The sequence below is a fragment of the Ruegeria sp. AB6 genome, assembly GCF_056542685.1.
Map to the genome: position 1 here is coordinate 1 of NZ_JBQGAD010000015.1, position 24,674 is coordinate 24,674.

The window sequence follows — 24,674 nt, forward strand, 5'->3', positions numbered from 1 at the left end:
CGTCTCAACCGTCTTTCCAGTCCGTCAGCACCGTCTCCAGCGCCCCAGCACCGCCTCAGCAGCGCCGGTGAAGGGGGTTCTAAGGTTTACCGATGGCCTCTGCAACAGCAAAATGACAAAAAGCGAAATTTTTTTGCGAAACTCTTTTTCTTTTATATTTCACAATCACTTAGGCTGCGCTTCGATGACGGAAACCTGCGTCCACCCATCGCAATCACCTAAGTACGCAAACGGCGAACCTCCAATCCAGTCTATATATAGTGGATGATACCTGTTTGGCCACAATAACGCCCGAGTCGAAGGGTGGATTCGACTCGGAATCCGCCCACCCAAAACCAAGTGAACCGCGCCAAAAAAACCAATTTCAACAGAACAGCCCCAGCTTAACCTTGCGCAATCTGACCTAATGGGGTCAGGTCGCAGTCAGGATAAGCGCGCATCATGAAATGACCTCTAAATACGCTGACACTTTTCCCTGTATTCGCACCGTTGGCTTCGACGGGCTGCTGATCTCATTTGCAGATACCATGGCTGAACCTTCCAACAGGGCGGCATTGGCATTTCGAGGGGTAATCGACGCGTTAAACTGGGCCGGCGTTCTTGAGACATCGGCCTCATTGGCGTCGGCCTATGTTCGTTTTGATCCGGCCGTGCTGCCGCATTCTGACATCAAGGACCGGTTGACACACCTGTTAGCACAACAGGACTGGTACAAAGCGGCGATGCCTGCGGGTCGCAGGCTTTGGACCGTCCCTACTGTTTATGGTGGTGAGCTTGCGCCGCAATTGGATGACGCCGCCCAGGCCGCTGGTCTGGAACCGGCCGAGGCTGTGCAGCGCCTCAGTGCCACGCGGGTGCGGGTACTGACCATTGGTTTTGCCCCTGGGCAACCTTACCTCGGGCCGCTTGGGCCGGAATTCAACATTCCGCGCCTCAAGGATCTGACCCCTATGGTGCCTGAAGGTGCCCTGGTTCTGGCCATATCGCAATTCGTTCTGTTTTCGGGGCCTACACCCACGGGCTGGCGGCATGTGGGGCAAACGGCGTTCCGATGCTTCCGTCCAGATGCGCCCGACAGCTTTGCCCTAAGACCCGGTGACGAGATGCAATTCGTTCCCATATCTGCCGATGAGTTGAACGCCATCCGCGCAGACAATGGAGACGGGATGGGCGGCGCGACGTGTCAGGAGATCGAAGGATGAGCCTGTCAGTTCTGCGCATCGGTCCCGCCTGCACCATACAGGATCAAGGCCGCACCGGATATCTGGATCAGGGCCTGTCGCGTTCGGGTGCCGCGGATATTACGGCCCTTCACGAAGGCGCGGCGCTGTTGGCGCAAAGCACGGATTTGGCCGCGTTGGAAATGGCCGGAATGGGCGGAGACTTCGAAGCCACTCTAGGCACTGATATCGCCCTGACCGGTGCACCGATGCAGGCCAGCATTGATGGCAGTCCGGCCATGTGGAACGCCTCGCACAGGTTGGAGCCAGGTCAACGTCTGTCCATTGGGGCGGCCACGCAAGGCACGTATGGCTACCTCCACCTGAGCGGCGGTATTGATACGCCTCTGTTTCTGGGGTCTCGCGCGGCCCATCTGACCGCCAAGGTCGGACGGGCCGTTCAGGCCGGGGATCAGTTGCCTGCCAAAGGCGGGGCTGGACGAGCGGGTATGAAGCTGCGGCCCGATGATAGGTTTTCCGGGGGGCGTCTTCGCGTTTTGGCCAGCTTCCAGACTTCTCTGTTCGATCAGGACACGCTGGATCGGTTCGCGCTGACCAGTTTCCAGCGGGGCGCGCGAGCGAACCGGATGGGGATGCAGCTTGAAAGCGCGGGCGAGGGCTTTGCCGCCAATGGGCAGCTCAATATCCTGTCCGAGGTTATTACTCCCGGAGACATTCAGATGACCGGCACGGGCAATCCTTTCATCCTGCTCCCCGAATGTCAGACAACGGGCGGTTATCCCCGTATCGCGACCGTACTGCCTTGCGACATTCCCCGCGCGGCGCAAACCCCGGCTGGGGGTGAGATACGGTTTGAGTTTGTGTCTCTGGAAGAGGCCATCACCCTGCACGCCGCCTATTTGGCCGATCTGGCGCAGCTGCCCGGCCGTGTTGAGCCGATGGTTCGCGATCCGCACGACATCCCGGACCTTCTGTCTTACCAGTTAATCGGCGGAGTGATCTCAGCCACCGAATAAAGGAGAATTGCCGATGCCCAGCGTCGATCTGAATGCGGATATGGGGGAAAGCTTTGGCCCCTGGAAGATGGGCGATGATGACAGCCTGCTGAAGATCATCACCTCGGCCAATATCGCATGTGGCTTTCATGCAGGCGACTGGGATGTGATGGCGCAGACGATGACGCTGGCCGCAGAAAACGGCGTTGGGATCGGTGCGCATCCCGGCTTTCCCGATCTACAGGGCTTTGGTCGCCGCAACATGAAAATACCACATGCGTCCTTGCGCAATCTGGTGCGCTATCAACTGGGGGCCGCGTTGGGTATGGCGCAGGCGGTTGGTACCAAAGTCCGGCATCTGAAATTGCACGGCGCGTTGGCCAATATGTGCTCGGTTGATGTGGATATGGCGCGCGCCTGCTATCAGGGTGCGTTGGACGTGGACCCCGATATCATCATCATGGTGCTGGCCGTCACCAAGCAAGAAGAGGCCGTGCGCGACCTTGGCTGCAAATGGGTCGGAGAGATTTTTGCCGACCGCGCCTATAATGACGACGGAACGCTGGTGGATCGAAGCTTGCCCGGCGCTGTCATCCATGACCCCGACCTAGCTGGCCCACGCATCCTGAACATGGTGCGCGAAGGGGCCATCATCACAGAATCCGGCAAACGGCTAGAAACTTCGATCGACACCATCTGCCTGCACGGAGATGGCCCAACGGCAGTGCAAATCGCAGCCTCGGTGCGCGAAAACCTGATTGCAGGCGGGGTCGAGGTGACGAAGTTCATCCGCTGATCAGATTGGCTTAAGACGAAGCGGCTACACCCTTGGTGTTGCCGGGGTCAGTTTCAGCCCCTAGCATGACCACAAGTCCATGTTCTGAATACCACAATCCCGGCAACACCCTGCGCCGCCTTTGAGGCGCAGGAGCAAGGAGATAGCTTAATGTCTTTCGACCTGATGTCTTACCAACCGCGCGGCGACAAGAAAAACTCGGATTTTTTCACCGAATATCTGCCCAAAATCTACGAACGCCGCACCAGCTCGGGCGTTGCCGATCTGGTCGGGGCGATGAAGGCAATCGTGATACAGGTGGAAACTGATGCGCTGTTTGACACTCTGGTCGAGCTCTACGTGATGACGCCCTATCGCCACACGGCCAGCTATCTGGGGCACACACATAAATTCTCGGTCCTGCACTCGCATCCCGACTATCCGGCGCTGGTTGTGATGGCGCCACTCAATCCATCGTTCGAAGACTTTATCCCCCGCATCAACCGTATGTATCCGCTGGCGCGGAAGACCCCGCAGACCCGCTATGTCGGAGAGGTTTTTGCCGCTTCCGACCTGACTGCGCTGACCCAAACGCTACAGGATCAGAATATTCGATTCGAATATTCTGGGGACACCGAAAACCCGTTCTACACGCTGGATGGCCTGCGCTTCACAACCCCGTCGGATTTCACCTGCAACCGGGTGGGCTATTCGACGCTGGATTTCAACGACACCGACAGCCTGGGCCTAGGCGACCGGGTTTTGCTGAGCGACGACGGAAAAGCCCATCTGGATCAGGCCGCCGCATTTGGTGCGGACAGCAAAATTGCACCGCTGATGCTGGGCATTGACCACCTCGCCACGCGGGTTCTGGCCGGCGAGCGTGAGGACGCGATCCTCGAATTTCTGACCATGGTGCCCTACTATTTCTGGGGGGCGTACAACATCTCTGAGATGAATTCGTCCACCAATGTGAACCGAAACCCAAACGTAGATGACGACAAGAAATCGCCTGCCAAAGTGTTCACCGCCAACAACACGCCGTCCTTCGTGAATTCCTTCGCCAAGCTGCCGATGCCGACCGAGGATTTTGTCCGCAATTTCGGCCGTCGCCTGCATCACATGGCGGTCGAAGTTCAGGATGGCGATCACGGCGCGGGTGAAAAGAACGTGGATTTCGTGGTGAATACGCTCAAGGACAAGGGCGTGCCATTTCTGGCCCATGTGGTGGGTGAATGTAAGGATGATCCGAACCTTAAGCAGATCTTCTCGAAACACTCGAAAAACACGCTGCTGATCACCGAATATATCGAACGTTGCCACAAATATGATGGCTTTTTCACCAAGGATAATGTCGCCGCGCTGACCGCTGCGGCCGGGCAGGATGAGCAATATCAGCACGGCCATGTGTTCGACTGAAGCGCTGATGTCTTGTATAAAGCGCAAAAAAGGCTGCGAGTTTCCTCGCAGCCAAATCCAACCAGGAGAGAGAATGTCGGGTCTTATGACGGCCCGATCATGAAACAGGTGACGTTACGGGCCTGCAGCCTGCGGCACGCCAGATCGGCCTGTTCGCGGGTCATGCCCTGAAACGTCGCATCGAAGCCACGCGCGCTTTGGTTCACTTTGCGCAACGTGCCTTCCAGAGTGGTCATTTCTGCCAGAGCGGTTTTCAACAACACCTTCTCGGCCTCGTATCGCGTGGTATAGCGGCCCACATTCACACCCCACAAATGTCCACCCGAGGTCGACAGACGGGTGACGATTTCGGGCTCGGGTTCTGGCTGAACATTCGGGTCGGTCGAGGCCAGAACCAGGCTATCCGGGCGCGCTGCAGGGCGCGGTGTGTCCCCCGTCGGGGCCTGCACATCCGCCTGCGCGATAGCTGCGGCGATCCCATTCTGGATGCGTGTATTATGCTGCGCCGCCGTGGCCGCGACGGCCCCGGCCAACTGCACAGTCGCCGCGCTTGGGCGCAAAACCGGACGCAGGCTGGTGGTCGGGGCACCGACCAGTCGCGCAACCTGCACATTCAGCCCGGCATTGCCCGCATAAGCCGGACGCGAAGGCTTGCGAATGGGCGCGCGCGACGGAGCGCGGCGGAAGCCCATATCCAGCAATTCTGCCACTTTGGCATTGCGCGATGCACCCGATTTGCCGCCAAAGACGGTAGCGATGATCCGTTCATCCTTGCGCTTGGCCGAGGCCACAAGGTTGAAACCCGCAGCCCGCGTGTAGCCGGTCTTGATCCCGTCCGCGCCTTTATAGGCGGCCAAAAGGCGGCGGTTCGTATTGGGCACCGTCTTGATCCCGGCATCGGTCGAACGACGCGAGAACAGGTTGTAATATTGCGGATAATCATACAGCAGATGCCGCCCCAGCGTGGTCATGTCGCGCGCCGTGGACAGGTGGCCCGACTCGGTCAGGCCATGGGCGTTCTTGAAGGTCGTGCGGTTCATACCCATCGCTTTGGCGGTCCGGGTCATGCGGCGGGCAAATGCTGCTTCGGAGCCGCTGATGGCGATCCCGATGGCCGTCGCCGCGTCATTTGCGGATTTCACCGCCGCCGCGCGGATCAGATACCGGAAAGCAATTCGCTGTCCCGAGCGCAAACCCAACTTGGACGGAGGCTCTGCAGCCGCCGCTTTGGTGATGCGAACCTGCGTGTCCAGCTCAATCTCACCATTCCGAACGGCCTCGAACGCGATATAGAGCGTCATCATCTTGGTCAGTGACGCAGGGTGCAGCCGGGTGTCGGCATTGCGCGAATGCAGCACCTCGCCGGTGCGTGCGTCAATCACCATCGCTGCATAAGGCGCGGCGACAGATTGCACCGGCACCAAGGAAAGCAGCCATACGAATGCTATAAGAAATAAGCCCATTCGGGCCGGAACTGTCCGCCGAACCTGCACGATCTTTGCCTCTGTCTACCTCGGGCCGCCGGGTTTTCCCGGTCAGCAAATCATTTATTTTATTGCCCACCAGCGTAACACAGAGGTCGCGCGAAAGAAACCGAAAGCTGGTTAAATCGTCGTTTGTTTCAAGGCGTGTCGCACCACAATATGTAGAACAGAACCACCGCACACCCACTAAATCAGCGCCTGACGCAGCGCCTCCACGCCCCTTGGCATCATTTTTTTGTAACTGGGGCCATTCGGCAACATCAGGAAAACGTGTTGATGAACCCCGACAACTCCCCAAGATCCCGCAGCTCTTTGTAGCGCTGTGAGGTGGATGGGACCTCGGCTTCTTCGATCTCCCATATCAGCCCGTGGGGTACATAGACGCCCCAACACCCAGCCTGAATCGGGGCGACCACATCGGACCGCATCGAATTGCCAACCATCATCGCATGTTCCGGCCCATCCCCGTGACGCGCGAAAATTTCGGTGTATGTCCCCGCGGTCTTTTCCGAAACGATCTCGACCTCATCAAACAGCTCGCCCAAACCTGATTGGGCCAGCTTACGCTCTTGGTCGATCAGATCACCTTTGGTGATCAAAACAACCTTGTGAGTCGTCGCGACAGCCTCGATCGCTTCGCGGGCATGGGGCAGCAATTCGATAGGGTGGGCCAACATCTCTTGCCCGGCTTCGATCAATTGGCGAATGACCGAGGCAGGCACTCGGTCTTCCGTCACCTCAATGGCTGTCTCGATCATCGACAAGGTGAAGCCTTTGATTCCATAACCATAATGGCGGATATTACGCTTTTCAGCGGCCAGAAGGCGGTCCATCAGATGATCCCGCTCGGCGTGATCTACCAGAAGGTCGGCGAAATGCGCCTGTGTAAGTTGAAAGAAACGCTCATTGTGCCACAACGTGTCATCAGCATCGAACCCGACGATGGTCAGCTTGTTTTCCATTGCATTTGCGTCCTGCTGGCTCTTTTCTCTGGCCCCTTGGACGTTATATAACCGCTCAGATAAACCGAAGCCTGAATCGGTATAGGTGCGCGCAATGTTAAAAAATGAATGGACAATGTCTGACAAATCGGATGACGAGGGTGACTCGTCTGTCCTGGTCGAGACGCGCCCAAAGACCAAACGCCCGCCGCTGTACAAAGTCCTTCTGCTGAATGATGACTACACCCCGATGGAGTTCGTGGTTCATGTGCTTGAACGTTTCTTCGGCATGACCCACGCGCAGGCGTTCGAGATCATGCTGACCGTGCATAAGAAAGGCGTCGCCGTCGTTGGCGTCTTCAGCCATGAGATTGCCGAAACCAAGGTGGGTCAGGTGATGGATTTCGCCCGCAGGCACCAGCACCCTCTGCAATGCACCATGGAACGCGAAGAGTAACACTACTCTTCCCGTAAATCGCTGATGTCCCCTCGTCTTGATCTCGCCTTGAACAGCGGCCTTGCGCTGTCACAGCCGCTGACTGTGATCGGTCCGACACCTACCCACGACCTGTCCGCGATGCCGCGCGACGCGCAGGTGGTGCAGTCGTTCAAACCATACCACGACCATTTTGAAGCGCAGGGGTTTGACGTCACACCCGAGGCCAGACATGCGTGTCAAGACGCGGTAATCTTTCTGCCCCGCGCCAAGTCGCTGGCTCGCAGTCTTGTGCAACAAGCCTGTTTACGCGCCGAGGGCTTAATCGTTGTGGACGGAGCCAAAACCGACGGGGTGGACAGCCTGCTGAAGGACATTCGCAAACGCGTTCCAGTCGAAGGGCCGATTTCCAAGGCGCATGGCAAGATATTCTGGTTCACCTCCGATCCAGCGGCGTTCGCCGATTGGGCTGCGCCCAAGTCGCAAGTGGTGGACGGGTTTAAAACTGCCCCCGGCGTCTTCTCAGCGGACGGAGTTGACCCGGCCTCGGCGCTGTTGCTGGACGCATTGCCCACTAAACTAGGCGCGCGGGTGGCTGATCTGGGCGCGGGCTGGGGCTTCCTGTCCGCCAACCTGCTGCAAAAACAAGGGCTGCGCAGTCTGTATCTGGTTGAGGCAGACCACATCGCCCTGGCCTGCGCCAAGACCAACGTCACCGACGAAAAGGCATCGTTCCATTGGGCTGACGCCGTGACATGGCGTGCGCCCGAGGGGCTGGACGCGGTTGTTATGAACCCGCCCTTTCACACTTCGCGCAGCGCAGACCCCGCGCTGGGTCAGGGCTTTATTCAATCCGCTGCGCGCAATCTGGCGAAGCACGGAGAGCTGTGGATGGTGGCCAATCGCCACCTGCCCTACGAAACAACTCTGAACGACACATTCGCGCGTGTCGAAGAAGTGACCGGAGACAATCGGTTCAAGGTGTTCCACGCCTCTCGCCCTCGGCGATGATCCCGGTTAACCTGCGCGCAACTCAGGGAGGTTCCGCATGTCCTTTTCCATAACAGGCAAGACCGCCATAGTGACCGGCGGCGCCAATGGCGTTGGCCTGGCAATCGGTCGGCATTTTGCGGATGCAGGCGCCAATGTGATGTTCGCTGACATGGACGAGAAGCGCCTGGCCGAGGAACTGGGCGAACAGGCCGATGACAGCAACATCCGCTTCTTCGCGGGCGATCTGCGTGAAAAACTGACCATTGCAAACCTACTTTCGGCCACGATAGACGCCTTCGACCAAGTGGATATCCTGATCAATGGCTCACGGCAGGTGATCCCGTCGGACCCGCTGGATACCGATGATGACTCGGTCAAAACCTTGCTGAATCAGAACCTGATGCCTGCTCTGCGTCTCAGCCAGGTTGTGGCCAAGCGCATGATCAAACAGGCCGGTGACGGCGACGCGCCCGCCGGATCGATCATCAACCTTTCCTCGATTGCCGCACGCCGTACGCACCCGGACCTGATGGCCTATTCGGTCTCGACCGCCGCGTTGGATCAGATGACGCGATCGTTGGCCGTGGCCTTCGCCCCGCATCGCATCCGCGTAAACTCGATCGCGTTGGGGTCGGTGATGAGCGCCTCGTTGCAGTCCACGCTCAAGGAAAACCGCGATTTCCGCGATGATATCGAGAAACACACCCCGCTGGCCCGCATTGCCGCCCCGACCGAATTGACCGAGACGGCGCAGTTCCTGGCCTCGGACGCGGCAGGGTTCATCACCGGACAAATCCTTACCATTGACGGCGGTCGCACCCTGCTAGACCCCGTCGCAGCCCCGGCCCACTAAGCTTATGTTCGAGATCGAAAAATCCACCGCCTCTGCCTGGTTCCGCCAACTGCGCGACGACATTGTAGTCGCGTTTGAAGCGCTGGAAGACAGCCACGACACCGGCCCCTTTGCCGCAGCTCAACCCGGCCGGTTCGAGGTCAAGGAAACCAAGCGCCATTCGGATGATGGGTCAGACGCGGGCGGAGGATTGATGTCGGTCATGCGCGGCGGTCGTGTGTTCGAGAAAGTGGGCGTCAACGTCTCGACCGTTTACGGCACGCTGGGCGAGCGAGCGCAGCACGCTATGGCAGCGCGCAAGGGCATTCCGGGCATGACCGAGGACCCGCGGTTCTGGGCTTCGGGCATTTCGCTGGTGGCGCATATGCAAAACCCACATGTCCCGGCGGTTCACATGAATACCCGAATGTTCTGGACCCCTCACGCCTGGTGGTTCGGCGGCGGGTCGGACCTGAACCCGTGTATCGAATATGAAGACGACACCGCCCATTTCCACTCCGTCCAAAAGGCGCATCTGGACCCGCATGGGCCGGGACATTACCCGCGCCTCAAAGAGTGGGCGGATGAGTATTTCTTTATCCCCCACCGCAAACGCGCACGCGGTGTGGGCGGGATATTCATGGATGACTATTGCACCGGTGACTGGACGGCGGACTTTACGTTGACTCAGGATATCGGCCGCGCGTTTTTGCCTGCCTTCCTACCGCTTGTTGAAAAGCGCCGGGTGCAGGGGTTTGATGACGCAGACAAAAACACCCAGTTGGTGCATCGCGGACTCTATGCGGAATACAACCTAGTCTATGATCGGGGCACCAAGTTCGGGCTGGAAACCGGCCACGATCCCGATGCTGTGCTGATGAGCTTGCCACCTTTGGCAAAGTGGGTTTGAGGTCAGAACCCAAACTCCAGGAAATTGTCAAAGCAATAGCCCTGCGCCGAGGCTGCCGACAGATTTTCGCCCACACGTTTGACGGTGACGGAATAACTCGTGCTGGTATCCGCGCCCTCCGGCGGCGTTAGGGAGAACTGCACGGTGCGGGTCTGTTTTTCGTAGGCGCGGTAGATATAGATGCGCTGTGTCGCCTTGGTTCTGAGCGTCCGAATAGCATAGTCGCCAATACCACACCAATAGGCCACCGGCGCCGACGTTCCCCGCGTCGAGACTTCGTAAACGCCATTGCCCTTGTCTGCCACATTGATCCGAATGGCCGGGTTCAACCTGAACCCCACCCCAACAGCCTGTGCCAGGCCCGGCACTACAATAGCGATTGCCACAATCGCCGCTTTCCATGATGTCATCTGCGTCCTTAATCGGGCCGAATTGGCCGCGCTATTTCTTCCTTCGGAAATCAATAACGCTATCATAGCACAGGTTTTCGGCCCGCGACGCAGATAAGTTTTCCCCCACGCGGTTAACAGTGAGCGAATAGCCAGGGGTCGTGTCGATGTCCGCCGGAGGATCGAACGAGAATTTGACGGTGCGCGCACCCGGCACATAGGCTTCGGCGATGTAGATACGCTGAGTTCTTGCCTTGCCCAAGGTCTGAACCGCGTAGTCCCCAATACCACACCAATAGACCGGGGCCGACGAAATGCCGACCGGTTCCACCCTGTAGACGCCACCCTTCTCAGGCGTGACAATCACTTGGAACGTGGGGAAAATCCCCACCCCCGGTCTGTTTGACTGCGCGGTCGCGGACCCTGCGACGACAACCAGAAAAATCGCGGCCAGAATAGCTTTCATGAAAATACCTCCGTCCTAAAGGCCTGATGCCACTGGGCTTAGGTCCATAAGACGAATTGAAATATTTAGTTACAAGCGCACGCTTGACCACGATTGCGTTACCCAATTGATAACAAAAGCAAGAGGTTAGCTTTGATTCACCCGTCCGCCCACGTCATGCGGGGCAAGCGCAACTGTCTTGATGACCGCATAACATTGCATCCCGGTTTGCAGACCCAGCGCATCGACCGAACGGCGCGTGATGCGGGCCAGAACCGGACCGGCAGTGGTTTGCAGCGACACGATAGCGCCCGGCCCGTCGCCTGCGCGGATCGTGTCGACCGTGCCAGACAGCACGTTCAGGGCCGAAAGCCCCTCGGGCGGTTTGTTCGACAGGATGACCTCTTGCGCTGGGATGCGGATACGCAGGGTCTCACCAATTTGATGCGGAATACGCGGCAGAAACAGGCTGGCCCCGCCCGCATCCAATTCCGTGAGGCCATCCGCATGGTGCTTCGACACCAGAACCTGCAACACCGCGCCAACCGCGCGGATACCCGCAGGCGCAACCGACGGGTCGGCCAGAACCTCGGAGGCCGGTCCGTGCCGTACCGCCTTGCCGTCCTGCAGAGCAACGACCGAAGTTGCCAGCCGCGCGACCTCAGCCGCAGAGTGGGTGACGTAGAGGATTGGGACCGAGACCTCATCCCTGAGCCGTTCGAAATAGGGCAGAATCTCACCCTTGCGCGCATCATCCAGAGCGGCCAGAGGCTCGTCGGCCAGAATAAGGCGCGGGCTGGCCAGCAAGGCCCGGCCAATCGCCACACGCTGTTTCTCACCCCCCGACAGGCCCGCAGGGCGGCGGTCCAGCAGATGGCCAATACCCAGCATCTCGATCACTTTGTCCGGGTTTTCACGCCGCGCGCCCTTGGGTGCGAACCAACGCCCGTAGGACAGGTTCTGGCGCACGGTCAGGTGGGGGAACAAGCGCCCTTCCTGAAACACATAGCCCAGGCGGCGTTTATGCGGTGGCAGCCACAAGCCCTGTTCGGTGTCAAACAACTCCCACCCGTCCACGGCCACGCGGCCCGAGGCAGGTTTCAGCAACCCCGCCACGGCATTGACGACAGTGGTTTTGCCCGAGCCAGACCGCCCGAACAGAACCGTCACGCCTGAAGGCGCATCAAAGCTGAGATCCAGCTTGATATGAGGCAGATCGTGCTGCAACCGGACAGATAAGCTCATGACCCGGCCACCCTTGCCGCAACACGGCGGCCGATAAATTCCGACAGCAAAAGCGCGCCCATGGCGATCATGATCGAGATCACGACCAGTCGAGTCGCCGCCGCCTCACCGCCTGGCACCTGAAGGAAGGCATAGACTGCCGAGGGTAAGGTCTGGGTTTGTCCGGGGATGTTGGAGACGAAAGTGATCGTGGCACCAAATTCGCCCATCGCCTTGGCAAAAGCCAGAATAGCGCCCGCTATCACGCCAGGCAGGATCATCGGCAGAGTGACGGTTGCGAAGACCATCAGGCGCGAGGCCCCAAGCGTCGCCCCCGCCTGCTCCAGCTTTGGGTCAACCGCCTCGATCGACAGACGGATCGCGCGCACCATCAGCGGAAAGGCCATGATGCCGGCGGCCAGCGCAGCGCCGGTCCAACGGAATGCGAAAACGATGCCGACCTCCGCCAGCACGCGTCCCAGGGGTCCCTGCAGCCCAAAGGTCAGCAACAGCAAATACCCGGTGACAACCGGAGGCAAGATCAAGGGTAGATGCACCAGCCCGTTCAATACCTGCCGCCCCGGAAACCGCCAACGTGCCAGCGCATAGGCCACGAATATCCCAAACGGCAGCGTCACCAGCGTCGCCCAGAATGAAACGCGCAGCGACAGTCGCAACGCCTCAAGCTCATCTGGTCCCAGCCAACCCATGCGTTACTGGCCCAGCAGGGAAAATCCCTGCCTCTCGAACACCGCCTGCGCGGTCGGGGATTGCAAGTGATCCAGAAAAGCTTTGGCCTTTGATCCCGCTATTGCGGTCAACGCGGCTGGATAGATGATAGGAGGATGCAAGTCGTCCGGAAAAGTCGCCATGACGCGGGCCCGGTCCTCGACCGTAGCATCCGACCGATAGACGACACCCAAAGGCACCGCACCTGCCGCGACAAGGGCCAGCGCCGCGCGCACATTATCAGTCTGCGCCACCTTGCCCTGCACATCGTCCCACAGGCCCAAATTAGTCAGAGCCGCTTTGCCGTAAATCCCGGCGGGCACCGCATCGACCAGCGCCATGGCCAGATGCCCGTCTTCTAATGCCGCCAGCAGATCAGTCTCGACCGCGAACCCGTTCAGCCCTGGGACCGTTGGGCCACCAATCAGAACCAACCTATTGCCCAGCAGATCAACCCGTGATCCGGGCGCAATCAGGCTGCCCTCCTGCAACACATCCATCCACTCGGCATTCGCCGAGATGAACAGGTCTGCCGGAGCGCCCTGCTGAATCTGGCGCGCTAGAACCGAAGAGGCCGCGTAGGACACCGTGACCTCTTGCCCGGTCGCGTCCTCGTACTGGATGGCGATTTCGTCCAACGCGTTTTTCAGGCTGGCGGCAGCAAAGACCAGAACGCCGTCGGCCCCCGCACGCATCGGGGTCAGCATCAGGACGCAGAAAGCGAAAACCGTGACCAGCGCCCGGCGCAGATGTGACAGGATCATTCCCAGCCCGCCCGTTAGATCAACATCCCCTCGGGGATATCTGAGGCAACAGGGCGCACGCAAGTACCGATGCACTTCGACCCCGTCCAGACGCCCGAAATTACGCACAAAAAAGGCGGTGCCGTGTCGCAAAGAGGATTGATCTGCCCAACCGCTGGAAGGATGCTGCTCTGAGCCACAGAACAGGACCACCGTAATGCTGCACACTACTCCCGGTCTGATTGATGCGATCCGCGCGCGCTTTGCCCATGTTGAAACCTGCCCGTTTCAAGGGCCCCGCATCTTCTTTGAAAACGCAGGCGGCGCGCTGACGCTCAATTCGGTGGTACAGACCTCGGCCAAATTCGCCGCGATCCCCGACAATCAGGGCCGCGACAACGTGGCTAGCCATGCGCTGGTCGATATCATCAACACAGCCAAGGCCGATTTGTCGGTGTTCATGAATGCGTCTTCGGGTCAGTTCTTTGTGGGCGAAAGCGGGACCGAACTGCTGTTTCGGATGATCCGCACCGCCTGCGTGAACGCGCCCAAAGGCAGCAAAGTGATCGGCAGCTCGATCGAGCATCCCGCTAGCCGCAGCGCCGCCCGACGCTGGGCCGATATTGCGGGGCTGGATTATGTCAACGTCCAGCACGATGACGAAACGGGGCTGGTCACCGCCGATGCCTACCGCGCCGCAATGACCCCAGACGTCCGTGTGGCCACGATCGTTCACGCGTCGCCCGTGACCGGTATGGGTATGGACGTTGCCGCCATCGCGCAGGCCATCCGCGACGTCTCGCCTGACTGTTTCATCATTGTCGACGGTATCCAGCACGCAGCCCATGGGCAGTTGGATATCGACAGCTACAACGTCGACGGCTATGCGATTTCACCCTACAAAGTGTTCTCGCGTCACGGCTATGGCATTGCCTGGATCTCGGACCGGTTGACCGCCCTACCCCATGACCAGTTGATCGACGCCCCCTCAGACGGGTGGGAGTTCGGAACCCGCGACACCGGCTCTTACGCCACCATGTCCGATGTCGTGGCCTATTTCGACTGGCTGGGCGCGCAGGTCTCGAACGCCACGGACCGCCGAGCAAGGATCGAGGCCGCGGGCCGCGCCATCTACGCCTATGAAACTCATTTGACAAACACCATGATCAACGGCACTGGCAACCTGCCCGGCCTGCGAGATATGGAGCATATCTCAGTCCTGGGCGGCGCAGATAATCCCGCGCGCGAAGGGTTGGTGTCTATCGTGGTGCACGGGAAACCCTCGGCCGAGGTCGTGACCCGCCTGAACGATCAGGGAATCCGCACCCATATCCGCAAAGCCGATCACTACAGCGGCAACGTTCTGACCCCGCTGGGCTTGAACGACTGCATCCGTATATCACTTTGCCACTACAATACCGAGCAGGAAGTAGCCCAACTTCTGGCCGCATTGAAAGAGATGACGGACTGATCAAAGAATTTCTGTCCAACCCTCTTGCGCCCGCGCGCAGGCTTGGCTACATGCACCGTCACGGGTGATTAGCTCAGTTGGTAGAGCGCTTCGTTTACACCGAAGATGTCGGGAGTTCGAGTCTCTCATCACCCACCATCCTTCCCCACAATGTATCAAGGTCTTGCGCGACTAGTGCCTATTGTTGTGCTGCGCGAAAAACTGTTTCCGCTGCGCTTAGACAAAAAAGCTGTCTCCAACACAGGAGAGATAGGCCATGGCAACAATCATAAAACGGCCTACCGAAAAGTGGCAGGCGACGGTCCGGAACGACGGCAATCCCGATCCAAGACCTTTCAAAAGCGTGCTGATCCGGCGAAGTGGACGTGAGAGATTGAGGTGCGCGCCAAGGAGGGTCGTTCACGGAGACAAACAAAGCGATCATTCAGCCGCGTCGCAGCATTCGGCACATTGGGCTCGGAGTGGTCATTCTGATCTGACGGGCAGCTGCCATGCGGACAAAGCTACCCAAAGCTGATTGGTTGCTGATGATCGTTCTCCATTCTAAAGCAGACTTTGGTTTTTTCGCTACTCCGAGGTTCCGCGAATTAGTTTGTTCTTCGTTGTTCTGACTGACTGGGTTTGGATCCGCCTGTTTTGGACATCATGGCCTTCGCGTAGTCGCGTTTTGCCTGCGCAGGGTCCTCGAAGCGAGCATGTACGACGCAAAAGAATAGGCTCTGTCATCTCGTCCGTTGCGAGGTGTGAACCAATCAAAGGGATCGCTCGGCTTTACCGATGCAGTCTGATTGGTTGGCGAAGTCGCAGGTGCGACACTGGCTTCACTGTTTGAAATGTCATCAAGCAGTGTTGGTCGGGCAGTGCCAGTATCCGGCGTAAGAATACCCATGATCTGCTCGCGACCAGCCGGAACAAAGCGCCCACTTTCTTCAACTGGAAACCGGATTGGCTGCCCAGCATAAACATCTCGTTGGACTTCGCTGTTCCGAACAACAATCGTGCCGTTAACAAGCACATGCGGAATGCCTTCTGACGGAAGACCTTGCTGACCGAGGGTATAGTTCGCCTTTTCGGTCACAGTCTCCGGATCAAAGATCGTGATGTCTGCGACCATGCCTTCCTGCATACGCCCACGCACCTGCATTGCGCGCAAGCCCGTATCTCCCAATCGCTTCGCATGTATGTAGCTTAGCTGTGTGAGCGTAAGCATCAGTGGCACATTCGCTTCGCGGGCCAATCTGAGGACAAGCGCGTGGCTACCTGCTGACCGAGGATGCCCGGCATAGTCTTCGTAGGGTGCATCCCAACTCATCAGATTGCCCTCGATATCCAACCCGGCCATACCGTCGCCCGAGATGCCATAGCCTGCGATAGTGATCCAATCATTGAGCCATTGCTCTCTTGGAGGGCTAAAAACAATGGCTGTCCGTCCCGGTTCATTCTCGGCAAAGCTCAAGAACTCGTCTTTGGTCACAAAGCGATCGAGTTGGGGATCAAAGATAGTGTCTTCGTATTTGTACCCCATCGAGCCTTCCCAATTTTCGGGGGCGATGATGGAGGCTCCGTAGTTTCCCGATCCGGCGGTCCAGGGATAGTAACTGGACCAGACGTTATAGCCTTGGTCGCGGGCCATCTGGAGTTTTTCCTGATTTTCCCACCACCCATAATCGTTGTCGTGATGAATGTGCAGCGGCGCGTCGAGCACCATCGCATTGACTAGGATTTCGTTGACGCCGGTCTGTGTCTCAGTGGGTGTCGAGGCACTGGGATGAAACCGGTGATGCACCGAAGTTAAACGCCCGTAACGCGCCGCAGCCCGCTGTGCTTCGAACATCTCGTAGGTTGTGATGCCTTCGCGGGCGTAGCCGATGGTCGATCCCACGCCGAGTGCTCCAAGACGTAGTCCTTCATCCAGTTGGGCAGTGATTTCGTTCATCTGCTCGCGGTTGCTTGGAACCGACGACCACCCTTCGACGCCGTCTTCCACAGATTGTGCCCGCAGTGCGAAAAAGTTCCGGAAGTCTATGTCCCCACCTTCCAGCACAAGGCCGTCATGCACCCGCATCCGCGCGAATTCTTGTCCAACGACCGTGCCATAGTTTGCCTGCGTCACGCCTTGGCGCGCTGCGTACCAGTCGTCGATATTCGCGGCCCCGACCTCAAAATCCATTTGCGTCGTAACACCGTCACGAAGGTTGACCTTGATACCCCAAGGATCCAGCCCGTGTTGTTCAAGGTCGATAAACCCGGGCGCCACAACGTGCCCTGTCGCATCGATGGCTTCGCTGCCGCCGATGTCTTCGTCGGTAATCGCAGTGATCCAGCCGTTGCTTATTCCAACATTAGCGATCTGGTCGAAACCGGTTTCCGGATCCATTACCCGACCATTGAGAATGACCACGTCGTACGTCTGCGCGACACATAAGGTCGAACACACAGACAATGTCCCAGCCAGAAACAGGGTACGCATGGTTAAGTCCTTTCTTTGGTCAGCAATTCAGGATGTTTCGTAATTTCTTGGCGTCTGCTTTCGCGACACATCAGAAAACGACCCGGGTTCTGAGGCTGAACAGTGTAATGCTGTCCTGCATGGGATTCAGCAGAGGGTTGGAAACGTATTGCAGGGACGGTGTGATCTGCAGCCCGGGCGAGATTGAAAACCGGTAGAAAGCTTCGAGCGTGAACTGGTCACCGTCTATGCCTCTTGCCTCGGCCCAGTTCAGGCCCAGCCCGGCCAAATCGGTATTGCGACCATAGTAGCCCAGACCTGCAGAGACGGACCGGTCATAAAGCGCTGCGGTCCCCTTTGAGGCCCCAGCCCGAAAGAACGGCATCCACTTGTTGTCAACAAACCATGCCGCTGAAAATGCTGCGCCGTAATCTTCCGCTCGACTGCCATCGTCAGCCGCATCCGCATGCCAGAGGGTCAGATGGATATTGTCGAAGTAGATGCGATCAAAGGCGGAGGTGTAACCAAGTTCGAGTGACTTGAAGAGATTGCCGTCGCTAAACAAATCAAAGTTTGGATCGGACGGGTCGGCGTTTGCGTCTGATACGCTGGCAATGGCGTAGAGGTTCTCGCTCAGCTTTACCCCACCGGCAATACCAAGGCCTTGGTTGGGCGAGTTAATTGTCGGATTGGTATTGAAAGACAGGTTTTGAAAACCGCTATAGGGGCTTACCAACCCGTAGATATCCACAAAGTCCGTTACATCAATCTGCCCGACTTGCAGCGTCCACGACCCATTCTCGGCCCTTTGGGTCCAGAAAAGGTTAGTCAATAGCAGACCATTGTCGTTGAAGGCTGTTCCCGTGATTGAAAGGGCTCCGCCATCCAGCCCGAGAAACTGCGGAGCAACGCCAGTATAACTGTGCCGGTCTTCGATCTTGAATGTCAGGGAACCCCGTTCAGTTGCCTGCCAACTGCCGTAGAAACGAGCGATGCCGCTGGCCGCTTCGCCGGTTCCCAGATCAGCGTTCGTGGTTTGGCCCAATGCCAAGTAATCAATGTTGAACCGAAACCCACTCTCAGCCAGCCGGTCTTTCCACTCAAACCAACCAGGCGCGATGTTGCGCGGAAAATCAGAACGGTATTGTGGGTCGGTCAGCCCGTCCCCGGGCTCTAGATCAGCTTCGACCGAAGATGGGCCGGATAATCCCTGAGCCGACGCTGCGCCAGCAAAGGCAATGCTCAATGCGGCAACCAAAAGTCTTATCATTCAGGCGCCCTTGCTCCGCCGGTCTTGCGATTTCCCGCCGCCCGGATGCGATCAGCGGCACGCTGCTTCCATTCCAGACTATCTGCTTCAGTTTCCAGAGTTTCGACGCGTTCCGTCTCTAGCTGGAAGGTCGCATTCATCGGCATGAGACCATCCACAACTATCATATTTTGAACGGAAGGATCGATAGTCAGCTTACCGGTCAGCCGAACGGGTTCGTGGACATAGCTGGGCGTCCAGTCCCCGTTCAACCGCACGCGGATCATCTGATTCGGCGGAGGTGGAGGCATATGACTGCACATCCCTCGTTCCGGCACTAAATACGCGACAGGCCGCCCGTCCGGATCATTCGGAGCAGGAATGGCAAAGCCCGCCAGTGTGATTGTTTGGCCGTCGAATTCCGGATTTCCGTTCGTGCCAGCCTTTCTTCGACGTTCCGTTACAACCTCTCGCTGATCGAGCAGCCAGTCGACGTCAATTCCATCAGATGCCAAGGCATCCTCAGTCTCGGTCAAAAGCATTTGCCACTTTTGCCGCTCTTCTTCGCTACCACCATCCTGCTGCAGCCTGCCACGCAATCGAACGACGTAAAGAACATCGTCAAATTGTTCAGGGCTAAGATCACGGTAGGGGTCTTCAAAGACCTGCGCAGATGGGTCTGGCAAGTCGGTCCAATCTAATGCGGTTTCAGGCGTTGCCAACGCAGAATGCCCACACCATAAAAACCCTGCGAATACTACCCAGCGGAACCAATGGTGCATAAATTCTCTCCGGCTACTTAGGCAGGTCAATTCAGTGTGTTTTTGTAGATAACGCCATCTTTCATGATCAGTCGAATCGTATCAGGGCTTTCAGGCCTCGGGTCAGCCCCAAACCATTGATCACCCGTACCAACCACCGAGAAATCTTCGAGCGGGTTACCGTCGATCAGCAGGATATCCGCATAGGCGCCTTCCTCGATCACACCGAGCTTGCCAGCCGTGTAAGGGTTCGAGAAATCGCCTGACAATGCTACGACCTCACCGCCGATTGACGTAAGCGTCACCATCGACTGGTACGGTCCGAAGAACTCGTTATTGAGATGTTTTTCATAAGCAATCTGGATGTTGCAGGCTTCCACTGATCCCACGCAATCGGTCTGAAAGCCGCGTTTTACAGGGCATTCCTTCATATTCGGAATGTAGTTCGCGAAAGTCGCGGACGCCGATATCGCTTTCGCGAGGCTCTTGGGCTCGTTCTTGACCGATGGAATATCCAACAAACCCGGATCAAAAGCCGTGAGGTTGGTCGTTATGTAAGCCCCTTTCTCGTTCATAATCTCGGCAATCTCGCAATCGAAGGAGAAGCCGTGTTCAATGGACATTACACCGGCCTCAAGGGCGTTCATGATTGCTTCCTTGCGATAAGAATGCGCCATGACATAGGTGCCGTATTCGTTGGCAACCTGAACGGCAGCTTCGATTTCTTCCTTGGAGCCGGCGAGCAACTGCCATGGGTCAAAGGCCGAGATCACCCCACCCGACTGCATGAATTTCAGCTGTGTCGCCCCCATGCGCATGTTATTACGACCATACAAGTAGACATCATCGACACCGCTGACCTGTTGCGCCATGTTCAGATTACCGAAGTTGGTCTGTCCGCCCGGCGGCGAGGTGAAGGATGCGAAGTCAGCGTGGCCGCCGCGTGTCCCGAGGAACGCGCCTGACGCATAGTGACGTGGACCGACGATCTGTCCGGCGTCGATGGCCCTCCGCAGACCGCCGTTGGCGCCGCCAGCATCTCTTACAGTCGTAAATCCTTGCATCAGGTACATCTCGGCCATCCTGGTTCCATGGATGCCAAAATCCTCCCAGGTCGAGTTCGTTTCCATGGAAGCGATAGACGGTCCCATGAGCATGAGGTGTGCGTGAAGCTCGATGAAGCCAGGTGTGAGTGTCCTACCGCCGCCATCGATCACCTCCGCATTGGGGGCATCAATCGCATCTGTTGAGACGGCCTTGATCAGGTTGCCTTCGATCAGAACGCTGGCATTTTCGATACGCTGTTCATTCACACCGTCGAAGACATGCACGTTGGTAAACAGCGTTTGGGGTTCTTCTTGATCCTGAGCTTGTGCAGACGTTGCAACAAAGAGACCTGCAGCGACAATTGACGCCGAGCAAAGAGACATTCGCAGACCGGACATAGGTACTCCCTTCATATTCTTATTTTACCAACTGTAGCCCGGAAAGTTTTGCCTCGGTTGCCAGTTTCGAATTATAATGTTCGAATGTGATGGTAAAAATGGCCACTGGACAGCGCATTCAATCCTAAAAATGGTGAAGAGATTGCCTTTCAACACCACCTCTCAAGAGCATAGCGAGGGCTTTATTCGCCTCTCTTTGGCTGCCCCGTTTTTGCAGTATCTCATCGACCGCGAGATCGATCCGCAACCAGCTTTGGATCAGGTCGGGTTGAAGGCAGAACTGTTGTCTGACCCATCCGTGTTCGTTCATTCAGAGTTGGTCTACGGGTTGGTTAATACCTTCTCAGAAGTTTCAAGGGATCGGTATCTTGGTCTGAATGTTGGGGAGACGTTTGACCTGCAAGCATGGCCACCTTTCGCCCAGGCCTTGCAATCGACAAAGACATTATTCGAGTTTTTTACCCGATTTGTCCGGCTTGTGCCGCAGGAATCCAATTCTGTGCGGCACAGCCTTGTCATTGAAGCGGACAAAGCGACCTATCGTATCGAAAGGCAGCAAGAACCGACTGTTCCACCCGTTCAGGTCACCGGCTTTGGAGCCGCAATCTATGTGCGCCTATTGCAGACCGTCGTCGGCGATTCCTGGGATTCTTCGCGCGTGCGATGGGAAAGCAGATACATCAATGGTCTACCTATCGACTATAAGGGGATCGAGGTTGGCTTGGGAACCTATCCCGGAATGCAAATTAGCTTTCCTGTGGAATGGTTGTTTTTGCACCATGTCTCTGAGTGTTCTGGCAAACCCGTAGCCGCACCGCGACAAGATGAAGAAGTAACCGTGGTGGCAGCTTTGCGATCTGTTTTACGTGACAAGCTAGATGAAACCGATTTGGGACCAAATGTAGTGGCTGGGTTGCTGGGGATACAGCCGGAACGGTTTCTGAAGGCCCTTCAGCAACAAGGCACAACGCTACCCCGCGAAATCAAGCGGCTTCGTGTCGATGTGGCAAAGGAGCGCCTAAAAGAAGACCAGATGACAATTGCAGAGATCGGTCTGATGCTCGGCTATTCTGACAAGTCCCATTTCACTCGCTTTTTTCGAGGTCAAACCGGAATGACACCGACCAAGTTCCGCCTTGGTGCATAATTGCTGGACTGCTTTTCCACTACTTTACAAGTGGGGACCAACAAGTATTCGCAACACATTTTTTGAAGCCCCTATCTTAGGATCGCAGTGGGACAATTTCCCCATAGCCCCTACGGCAGCTCTTACAGTGCTACGCCTCCGCTTCAGCAAACCTCTGATTAAGTTCGATCGACAGCAAATCTGATTGAAGCAAGTTGTCATGCGCTATTGAACCGTTGGGAAAACGGTGCGACCTCCAAGCCACTGACAACGCAAGGCATCTCTCCAAGATAGCACTGGTCGAGGCAGAGGAAAACAGCACCTTATTGCACGTGCGGTTTGAGTTAAAACGCTTCGTTGGCTCCGAGTTTGCCGGAAGGCCGTGTCTTTCATCACCCACCATCCCCTCAATCCAGGCCTGCGGCGATGCGACCTTGTTGCAACCGATTGCAAAATGGGTGCAACGGGGCATAGTATTTGCTCATGAAAATGTCGAATACCACCTTACTTGCTCACTGGCCCCGTTCATGAGTGTCACGCTAAAAGACGTTGCCGCACTTGCTGGGGTTTCGCGGTCCGCCGTGTCGCGCACCTTTACCGAAGGCGCGTCGGTTTCTGCCAAAACCCGCAGCAAAGTCGAAAAGGCTGCAGCTGAGCTGGGCTATAGCCCGAACGCGCTGGCCTCCAGCCTGACCACCGGGCGGACCAAACTGATCGGGCTGATCTCGAACAACTTCCACAACCCGATCTTCCTGGAGGTGTTTGATCAATTTACCCGCGCTCTGCAAGAACGCGGCTTGCGCCCGTTGATCGTGAACCTGACGGATGAGACCGAGCCCGCAAACTCGGTCAGAATGCTGCGGCAATATTCGGTGGATGCCGTCATTGTGGCCTCATCTACCCTGCCGCCCAGCTTTGCAAAGGCGTTTCATGATGCGGGCGTTCCGGTGGTGCACACATTCGGACGGTCGGCCACCTCGCCCGAGGTTCATGTGGTCGGGATCGACAACGTCGAATGCGGGCGGATGGCGGCGCGGGAATTGCTGGCGCGGGGATATCGGCACGTCGGCTATCTGGGTGGTCCCAAGGATGCTACATCGGCGATGGATCGCTATCACGGGTTCATGGAAGAGGTTGAAAAACACCCAAACCTGAAAGTCTCACATTCTTTCGCGACCGGATATTCGTTCGAGGCTGGCCGCGCCGAAATGCTGCGCCTGCTGGCCGGCACCCCGGCCGAAGGGTATTTCTGCGGCGACGACATCCTGTCGATCGGTGCGCTGTCGGCCCTGTCCGACCACGGCCTGCAACCCGGCAAAGATATTGGTATCATTGGTCTGAATGATATGGAGATGTCGCGCTGGGAAAGCGTCGATCTGACGACGATTCACCAGCCGATCAAGCAGATCATTACCGCGTCTGTCGATCTGGTCGAAGAGATGCTGAAAGACCCCGAGCGTTACCCCGAGGCCCGTATCTTTCCCTGCCGGGTGATCGAGCGGGGCACGTTACGGCCCCGCCCCTGATCAGCGAAACATTGGCGGGCGCGCGTCGGTCCAGGCACCATGATTCTTGGACGACGCGACCGCCGCGTGAACGGCGGCAATCGACCGCACGCCGTCGGCGGGGGTTGGCAGCCCGTCTCGGACCTCTCCCTGAATGGCATCGGCCAGATCGCAGTATATATTGGCCACCGCCAGCGGGAATCCTTCGGGGTGAGCAATCGCTACGCGCGACAGGCGCTGCGCGTCGTCATGCAACCCGCCTTCGCCTTTTTCGATGATCTGCGTGCGCCCTCCGACCGGGGTATAGACCAACTGATTGGGCTGCTCGGACGCCCAGCGCAGACCTCCGGTTTCGCCAAAGACCTGAATATCAAACCCATGCTGCCGCCCGATAGCCACAGAAGACGTCCACAGCCGACCAACCGCGCCGCCCTCGGTGCGGAAGTTGATCATGGCGTCATCCTCAAGCTCGCGGCTGACGATGGTCGAGGCCATGTCGGCAGACAGGGTTTTCACCTCATCATCGCTGATGAAGCTTGCCATGTGCAGCGCGTGGATGCCGCAATCGGCGAACTGCCCGGAGACGCCTGCCATCGCCGGGTCATAGCGCCAACGCACGCGGGGGTTATCCGCGTCGGTCGCGTCACCGTGGTGGCCGTGGCTGAAATTCGTCACCACCAGACGCACCTTGCCGATATCGCCCGCCCGCACCATCGCACGCGCCTGCCGCACCATCGGATAGGCGGAATAGCAATAGTTCACCGCGCAGATCTTGCCCGAGGCTTCGGCCACACGCACGATCTCCTCGCCCTCTTCCACCGTCATGGTCATCGGCTTTTCGCATAACACGTGGAAACCGGCCGTAAGAAAGGCTTTGGCGATCTCGAAATGTGTGGCGTTCGGGGTGGCGATCGTCACCAGATCAATGCGGTCGGGGCGGTCTTTTTCACCAGCCAGCATCTCTTGCCAATCGCCATATGCCCGGTCCTGCGCCACACCCAGACGCTGCGCATATTCTCGCCCGACATCCGGGCGGTGATCCAGCGCGCCTGCGGCGAATTCGAACATCCCGTCGGCCAGTGCGCCCAACCGGTGGGCGGGCCCGATCTGACTGCCTTCGCCACCGCCAATCATGCCCCATTTCAGCTTTGCCATGATCTTAGTCTCTCTGT

General features: G+C 57.7%; 24 protein-coding genes and 1 tRNA gene. 13 read left to right on the forward strand and 12 right to left on the reverse strand.

Annotated elements, in window-relative coordinates:
- The 5 genes from ACR0DB_RS20615 to ACR0DB_RS20635 all read left to right on the forward strand — a co-directional run.
- Nucleotides 1-222 (forward strand): hypothetical protein (locus tag ACR0DB_RS20615; RefSeq protein ID WP_480552696.1); only part of this gene is annotated, 222 nt, incomplete at its 5' end.
- Nucleotides 223-446: 224 nt separating this feature from the next.
- A complete protein-coding gene (locus tag ACR0DB_RS20620) occupies nucleotides 447-1,202 on the forward strand; it encodes a 5-oxoprolinase subunit B family protein (RefSeq protein WP_480552698.1) in 756 nt (251 codons plus the stop codon).
- Nucleotides 1,199-2,197: a 5-oxoprolinase subunit C family protein gene (locus ACR0DB_RS20625; protein WP_480552700.1), complete on the forward strand. Its 999-nt coding sequence runs from the start codon at nucleotides 1,199-1,201 to the stop codon at nucleotides 2,195-2,197. Before ACR0DB_RS20620 ends, ACR0DB_RS20625 begins: the two co-directional genes overlap by 4 nt.
- Before the next feature lie 13 nt (nucleotides 2,198-2,210).
- Nucleotides 2,211-2,972, forward strand: coding sequence for a LamB/YcsF family protein (locus tag ACR0DB_RS20630; RefSeq protein ID WP_170789809.1), 762 nt, complete (start codon nucleotides 2,211-2,213; stop codon nucleotides 2,970-2,972).
- A 150-nt stretch (nucleotides 2,973-3,122) separates the two neighbouring features.
- Nucleotides 3,123-4,370, forward strand: coding sequence for a hypothetical protein (locus ACR0DB_RS20635; RefSeq protein WP_480552703.1), 1,248 nt, complete (start codon nucleotides 3,123-3,125; stop codon nucleotides 4,368-4,370).
- A gap of 83 nt (nucleotides 4,371-4,453) precedes the next feature.
- Here ACR0DB_RS20635 and ACR0DB_RS20640 read toward each other — a convergent pair whose 3' ends face one another.
- Both ACR0DB_RS20640 and ACR0DB_RS20645 read right to left on the reverse strand, forming a co-directional pair.
- Nucleotides 4,454-5,833 carry a D-alanyl-D-alanine carboxypeptidase family protein gene (locus tag ACR0DB_RS20640; RefSeq protein ID WP_480552705.1) on the reverse strand — a complete coding sequence of 460 codons (1,380 nt, stop codon included), beginning with the start codon at nucleotides 5,831-5,833 and terminating at the stop codon, nucleotides 4,454-4,456.
- 281 nt (nucleotides 5,834-6,114) lie between these two features.
- Nucleotides 6,115-6,816 (reverse strand): HAD family hydrolase, encoded by a 702-nt coding sequence (locus ACR0DB_RS20645; RefSeq protein ID WP_170775800.1) that lies wholly within the window; start codon nucleotides 6,814-6,816, stop codon nucleotides 6,115-6,117.
- Nucleotides 6,817-6,931: 115 nt separating this feature from the next.
- On the opposite strand from ACR0DB_RS20645, the gene clpS reads away from it, so the two are divergent.
- From clpS to hemF, 4 genes are read left to right on the forward strand one after another with little or no spacing between them, the layout of a single operon-like run.
- On the forward strand, nucleotides 6,932-7,252 hold the full coding sequence (clpS, locus tag ACR0DB_RS20650; protein ID WP_480552707.1) for an ATP-dependent Clp protease adapter ClpS: 321 nt from the start codon (nucleotides 6,932-6,934) through the stop codon (nucleotides 7,250-7,252).
- Between the two features lie 24 nt (nucleotides 7,253-7,276).
- Nucleotides 7,277-8,242 carry a class I SAM-dependent methyltransferase gene (locus ACR0DB_RS20655; RefSeq protein WP_480552709.1) on the forward strand — a complete coding sequence of 322 codons (966 nt, stop codon included), beginning with the start codon at nucleotides 7,277-7,279 and terminating at the stop codon, nucleotides 8,240-8,242.
- Between the two features lie 37 nt (nucleotides 8,243-8,279).
- Nucleotides 8,280-9,077 (forward strand): SDR family NAD(P)-dependent oxidoreductase, encoded by a 798-nt coding sequence (locus tag ACR0DB_RS20660; RefSeq protein ID WP_170775794.1) that lies wholly within the window; start codon nucleotides 8,280-8,282, stop codon nucleotides 9,075-9,077.
- A gap of 4 nt (nucleotides 9,078-9,081) precedes the next feature.
- Nucleotides 9,082-9,966: an oxygen-dependent coproporphyrinogen oxidase gene (gene hemF, locus ACR0DB_RS20665; protein ID WP_480552711.1), complete on the forward strand. Its 885-nt coding sequence runs from the start codon at nucleotides 9,082-9,084 to the stop codon at nucleotides 9,964-9,966.
- Between the two features lie 2 nt (nucleotides 9,967-9,968).
- Here hemF and ACR0DB_RS20670 read toward each other — a convergent pair whose 3' ends face one another.
- The 5 genes from ACR0DB_RS20670 to modA all read right to left on the reverse strand — a co-directional run bounded on the left by ACR0DB_RS20670 (nucleotide 9,969) and on the right by modA (nucleotide 13,517).
- Entirely contained in the window at nucleotides 9,969-10,376 is a 408-nt protein-coding gene (locus tag ACR0DB_RS20670; RefSeq protein WP_170775791.1) for a hypothetical protein, read from the reverse strand.
- A 31-nt stretch (nucleotides 10,377-10,407) separates the two neighbouring features.
- On the reverse strand, nucleotides 10,408-10,821 hold the full coding sequence (locus ACR0DB_RS20675; RefSeq protein ID WP_480552713.1) for a hypothetical protein: 414 nt from the start codon (nucleotides 10,819-10,821) through the stop codon (nucleotides 10,408-10,410).
- 126 nt (nucleotides 10,822-10,947) lie between these two features.
- Complete coding sequence (modC, locus tag ACR0DB_RS20680; RefSeq protein WP_480552715.1) at nucleotides 10,948-12,045, reverse strand: molybdenum ABC transporter ATP-binding protein; 1,098 nt, start codon at nucleotides 12,043-12,045, stop codon at nucleotides 10,948-10,950.
- Nucleotides 12,042-12,734 carry a molybdate ABC transporter permease subunit gene (modB, locus tag ACR0DB_RS20685; protein WP_480552717.1) on the reverse strand — a complete coding sequence of 231 codons (693 nt, stop codon included), beginning with the start codon at nucleotides 12,732-12,734 and terminating at the stop codon, nucleotides 12,042-12,044. The genes modC and modB overlap by 4 nt, the downstream gene beginning before the upstream one ends.
- Before the next feature lie 3 nt (nucleotides 12,735-12,737).
- Entirely contained in the window at nucleotides 12,738-13,517 is a 780-nt protein-coding gene (gene modA, locus ACR0DB_RS20690) for a molybdate ABC transporter substrate-binding protein (protein WP_480552719.1), read from the reverse strand.
- A 196-nt stretch (nucleotides 13,518-13,713) separates the two neighbouring features.
- On the opposite strand from modA, the gene ACR0DB_RS20695 reads away from it, so the two are divergent.
- Nucleotides 13,714-14,967, forward strand: a complete 1,254-nt coding sequence (locus ACR0DB_RS20695; protein WP_480552721.1) for an aminotransferase class V-fold PLP-dependent enzyme — start codon at nucleotides 13,714-13,716, stop codon at nucleotides 14,965-14,967.
- A 62-nt stretch (nucleotides 14,968-15,029) separates the two neighbouring features.
- A tRNA-Val gene (locus ACR0DB_RS20700) sits at nucleotides 15,030-15,105 on the forward strand.
- 505 nt (nucleotides 15,106-15,610) lie between these two features.
- On the opposite strand, the gene ACR0DB_RS20705 is transcribed toward ACR0DB_RS20700, so the two are convergent.
- The 4 genes from ACR0DB_RS20705 to ACR0DB_RS20720 form a co-directional block, all read right to left on the reverse strand.
- Nucleotides 15,611-17,437, reverse strand: coding sequence for an amidohydrolase family protein (locus tag ACR0DB_RS20705; RefSeq protein WP_480552723.1), 1,827 nt, complete (start codon nucleotides 17,435-17,437; stop codon nucleotides 15,611-15,613).
- 70 nt (nucleotides 17,438-17,507) lie between these two features.
- Nucleotides 17,508-18,686: a carbohydrate porin gene (locus ACR0DB_RS20710; RefSeq protein ID WP_480552725.1), complete on the reverse strand. Its 1,179-nt coding sequence runs from the start codon at nucleotides 18,684-18,686 to the stop codon at nucleotides 17,508-17,510.
- A complete protein-coding gene (locus tag ACR0DB_RS20715; RefSeq protein ID WP_480552727.1) occupies nucleotides 18,683-19,447 on the reverse strand; it encodes a DUF3299 domain-containing protein in 765 nt (254 codons plus the stop codon). The genes ACR0DB_RS20710 and ACR0DB_RS20715 overlap by 4 nt, the downstream gene beginning before the upstream one ends.
- Nucleotides 19,448-19,473: 26 nt before the next feature.
- Nucleotides 19,474-20,871 carry an amidohydrolase family protein gene (locus ACR0DB_RS20720; RefSeq protein WP_170464209.1) on the reverse strand — a complete coding sequence of 466 codons (1,398 nt, stop codon included), beginning with the start codon at nucleotides 20,869-20,871 and terminating at the stop codon, nucleotides 19,474-19,476.
- A 142-nt stretch (nucleotides 20,872-21,013) separates the two neighbouring features.
- Between ACR0DB_RS20720 and ACR0DB_RS20725 the strand changes: the two genes are divergently transcribed.
- Together ACR0DB_RS20725 and ACR0DB_RS20730 are read left to right on the forward strand one after the other, a co-directional pair.
- Nucleotides 21,014-22,018 carry an AraC family transcriptional regulator gene (locus ACR0DB_RS20725; protein WP_480552729.1) on the forward strand — a complete coding sequence of 335 codons (1,005 nt, stop codon included), beginning with the start codon at nucleotides 21,014-21,016 and terminating at the stop codon, nucleotides 22,016-22,018.
- A 506-nt stretch (nucleotides 22,019-22,524) separates the two neighbouring features.
- On the forward strand, nucleotides 22,525-23,523 hold the full coding sequence (locus ACR0DB_RS20730) for a LacI family DNA-binding transcriptional regulator (RefSeq protein WP_170784741.1): 999 nt from the start codon (nucleotides 22,525-22,527) through the stop codon (nucleotides 23,521-23,523).
- Here ACR0DB_RS20730 and ACR0DB_RS20735 read toward each other — a convergent pair whose 3' ends face one another.
- Nucleotides 23,524-24,657 (reverse strand): Gfo/Idh/MocA family protein, encoded by a 1,134-nt coding sequence (locus ACR0DB_RS20735; protein ID WP_480552731.1) that lies wholly within the window; start codon nucleotides 24,655-24,657, stop codon nucleotides 23,524-23,526.
- Nucleotides 24,658-24,674 lie beyond the last annotated feature (17 nt).

What these genes read in the sequence shown, in the direction of transcription:
- modA (WP_480552719.1), bottom strand. Translation starts at nt 13,517, where the DNA reads ATGATCCTGTCACATCTGCGCCGGGCGCTGGTCACGGTTTTCGCTTTC.
- ACR0DB_RS20620 (WP_480552698.1), top strand. Translation starts at nt 447, where the DNA reads ATGACCTCTAAATACGCTGACACTTTTCCCTGTATTCGCACCGTTGGC.
- ACR0DB_RS20670 (WP_170775791.1), bottom strand. Translation starts at nt 10,376, where the DNA reads ATGACATCATGGAAAGCGGCGATTGTGGCAATCGCTATTGTAGTGCCG.
- ACR0DB_RS20720 (WP_170464209.1), bottom strand. Translation starts at nt 20,871, where the DNA reads ATGTCCGGTCTGCGAATGTCTCTTTGCTCGGCGTCAATTGTCGCTGCA.
- ACR0DB_RS20635 (WP_480552703.1), top strand. Translation starts at nt 3,123, where the DNA reads ATGTCTTTCGACCTGATGTCTTACCAACCGCGCGGCGACAAGAAAAAC.
- ACR0DB_RS20640 (WP_480552705.1), bottom strand. Translation starts at nt 5,833, where the DNA reads ATGGGCTTATTTCTTATAGCATTCGTATGGCTGCTTTCCTTGGTGCCG.
- hemF (WP_480552711.1), top strand. Translation starts at nt 9,082, where the DNA reads ATGTTCGAGATCGAAAAATCCACCGCCTCTGCCTGGTTCCGCCAACTG.
- modC (WP_480552715.1), bottom strand. Translation starts at nt 12,045, where the DNA reads ATGAGCTTATCTGTCCGGTTGCAGCACGATCTGCCTCATATCAAGCTG.
- ACR0DB_RS20705 (WP_480552723.1), bottom strand. Translation starts at nt 17,437, where the DNA reads ATGCGTACCCTGTTTCTGGCTGGGACATTGTCTGTGTGTTCGACCTTA.
- ACR0DB_RS20675 (WP_480552713.1), bottom strand. Translation starts at nt 10,821, where the DNA reads ATGAAAGCTATTCTGGCCGCGATTTTTCTGGTTGTCGTCGCAGGGTCC.
- ACR0DB_RS20695 (WP_480552721.1), top strand. Translation starts at nt 13,714, where the DNA reads ATGCTGCACACTACTCCCGGTCTGATTGATGCGATCCGCGCGCGCTTT.
- ACR0DB_RS20730 (WP_170784741.1), top strand. Translation starts at nt 22,525, where the DNA reads ATGAGTGTCACGCTAAAAGACGTTGCCGCACTTGCTGGGGTTTCGCGG.
- ACR0DB_RS20735 (WP_480552731.1), bottom strand. Translation starts at nt 24,657, where the DNA reads ATGGCAAAGCTGAAATGGGGCATGATTGGCGGTGGCGAAGGCAGTCAG.
- clpS (WP_480552707.1), top strand. Translation starts at nt 6,932, where the DNA reads ATGTCTGACAAATCGGATGACGAGGGTGACTCGTCTGTCCTGGTCGAG.
- ACR0DB_RS20715 (WP_480552727.1), bottom strand. Translation starts at nt 19,447, where the DNA reads ATGCACCATTGGTTCCGCTGGGTAGTATTCGCAGGGTTTTTATGGTGT.
- ACR0DB_RS20645 (WP_170775800.1), bottom strand. Translation starts at nt 6,816, where the DNA reads ATGGAAAACAAGCTGACCATCGTCGGGTTCGATGCTGATGACACGTTG.
- ACR0DB_RS20655 (WP_480552709.1), top strand. Translation starts at nt 7,277, where the DNA reads ATGTCCCCTCGTCTTGATCTCGCCTTGAACAGCGGCCTTGCGCTGTCA.
- ACR0DB_RS20660 (WP_170775794.1), top strand. Translation starts at nt 8,280, where the DNA reads ATGTCCTTTTCCATAACAGGCAAGACCGCCATAGTGACCGGCGGCGCC.
- ACR0DB_RS20710 (WP_480552725.1), bottom strand. Translation starts at nt 18,686, where the DNA reads ATGATAAGACTTTTGGTTGCCGCATTGAGCATTGCCTTTGCTGGCGCA.
- ACR0DB_RS20625 (WP_480552700.1), top strand. Translation starts at nt 1,199, where the DNA reads ATGAGCCTGTCAGTTCTGCGCATCGGTCCCGCCTGCACCATACAGGAT.
- ACR0DB_RS20630 (WP_170789809.1), top strand. Translation starts at nt 2,211, where the DNA reads ATGCCCAGCGTCGATCTGAATGCGGATATGGGGGAAAGCTTTGGCCCC.
- modB (WP_480552717.1), bottom strand. Translation starts at nt 12,734, where the DNA reads ATGGGTTGGCTGGGACCAGATGAGCTTGAGGCGTTGCGACTGTCGCTG.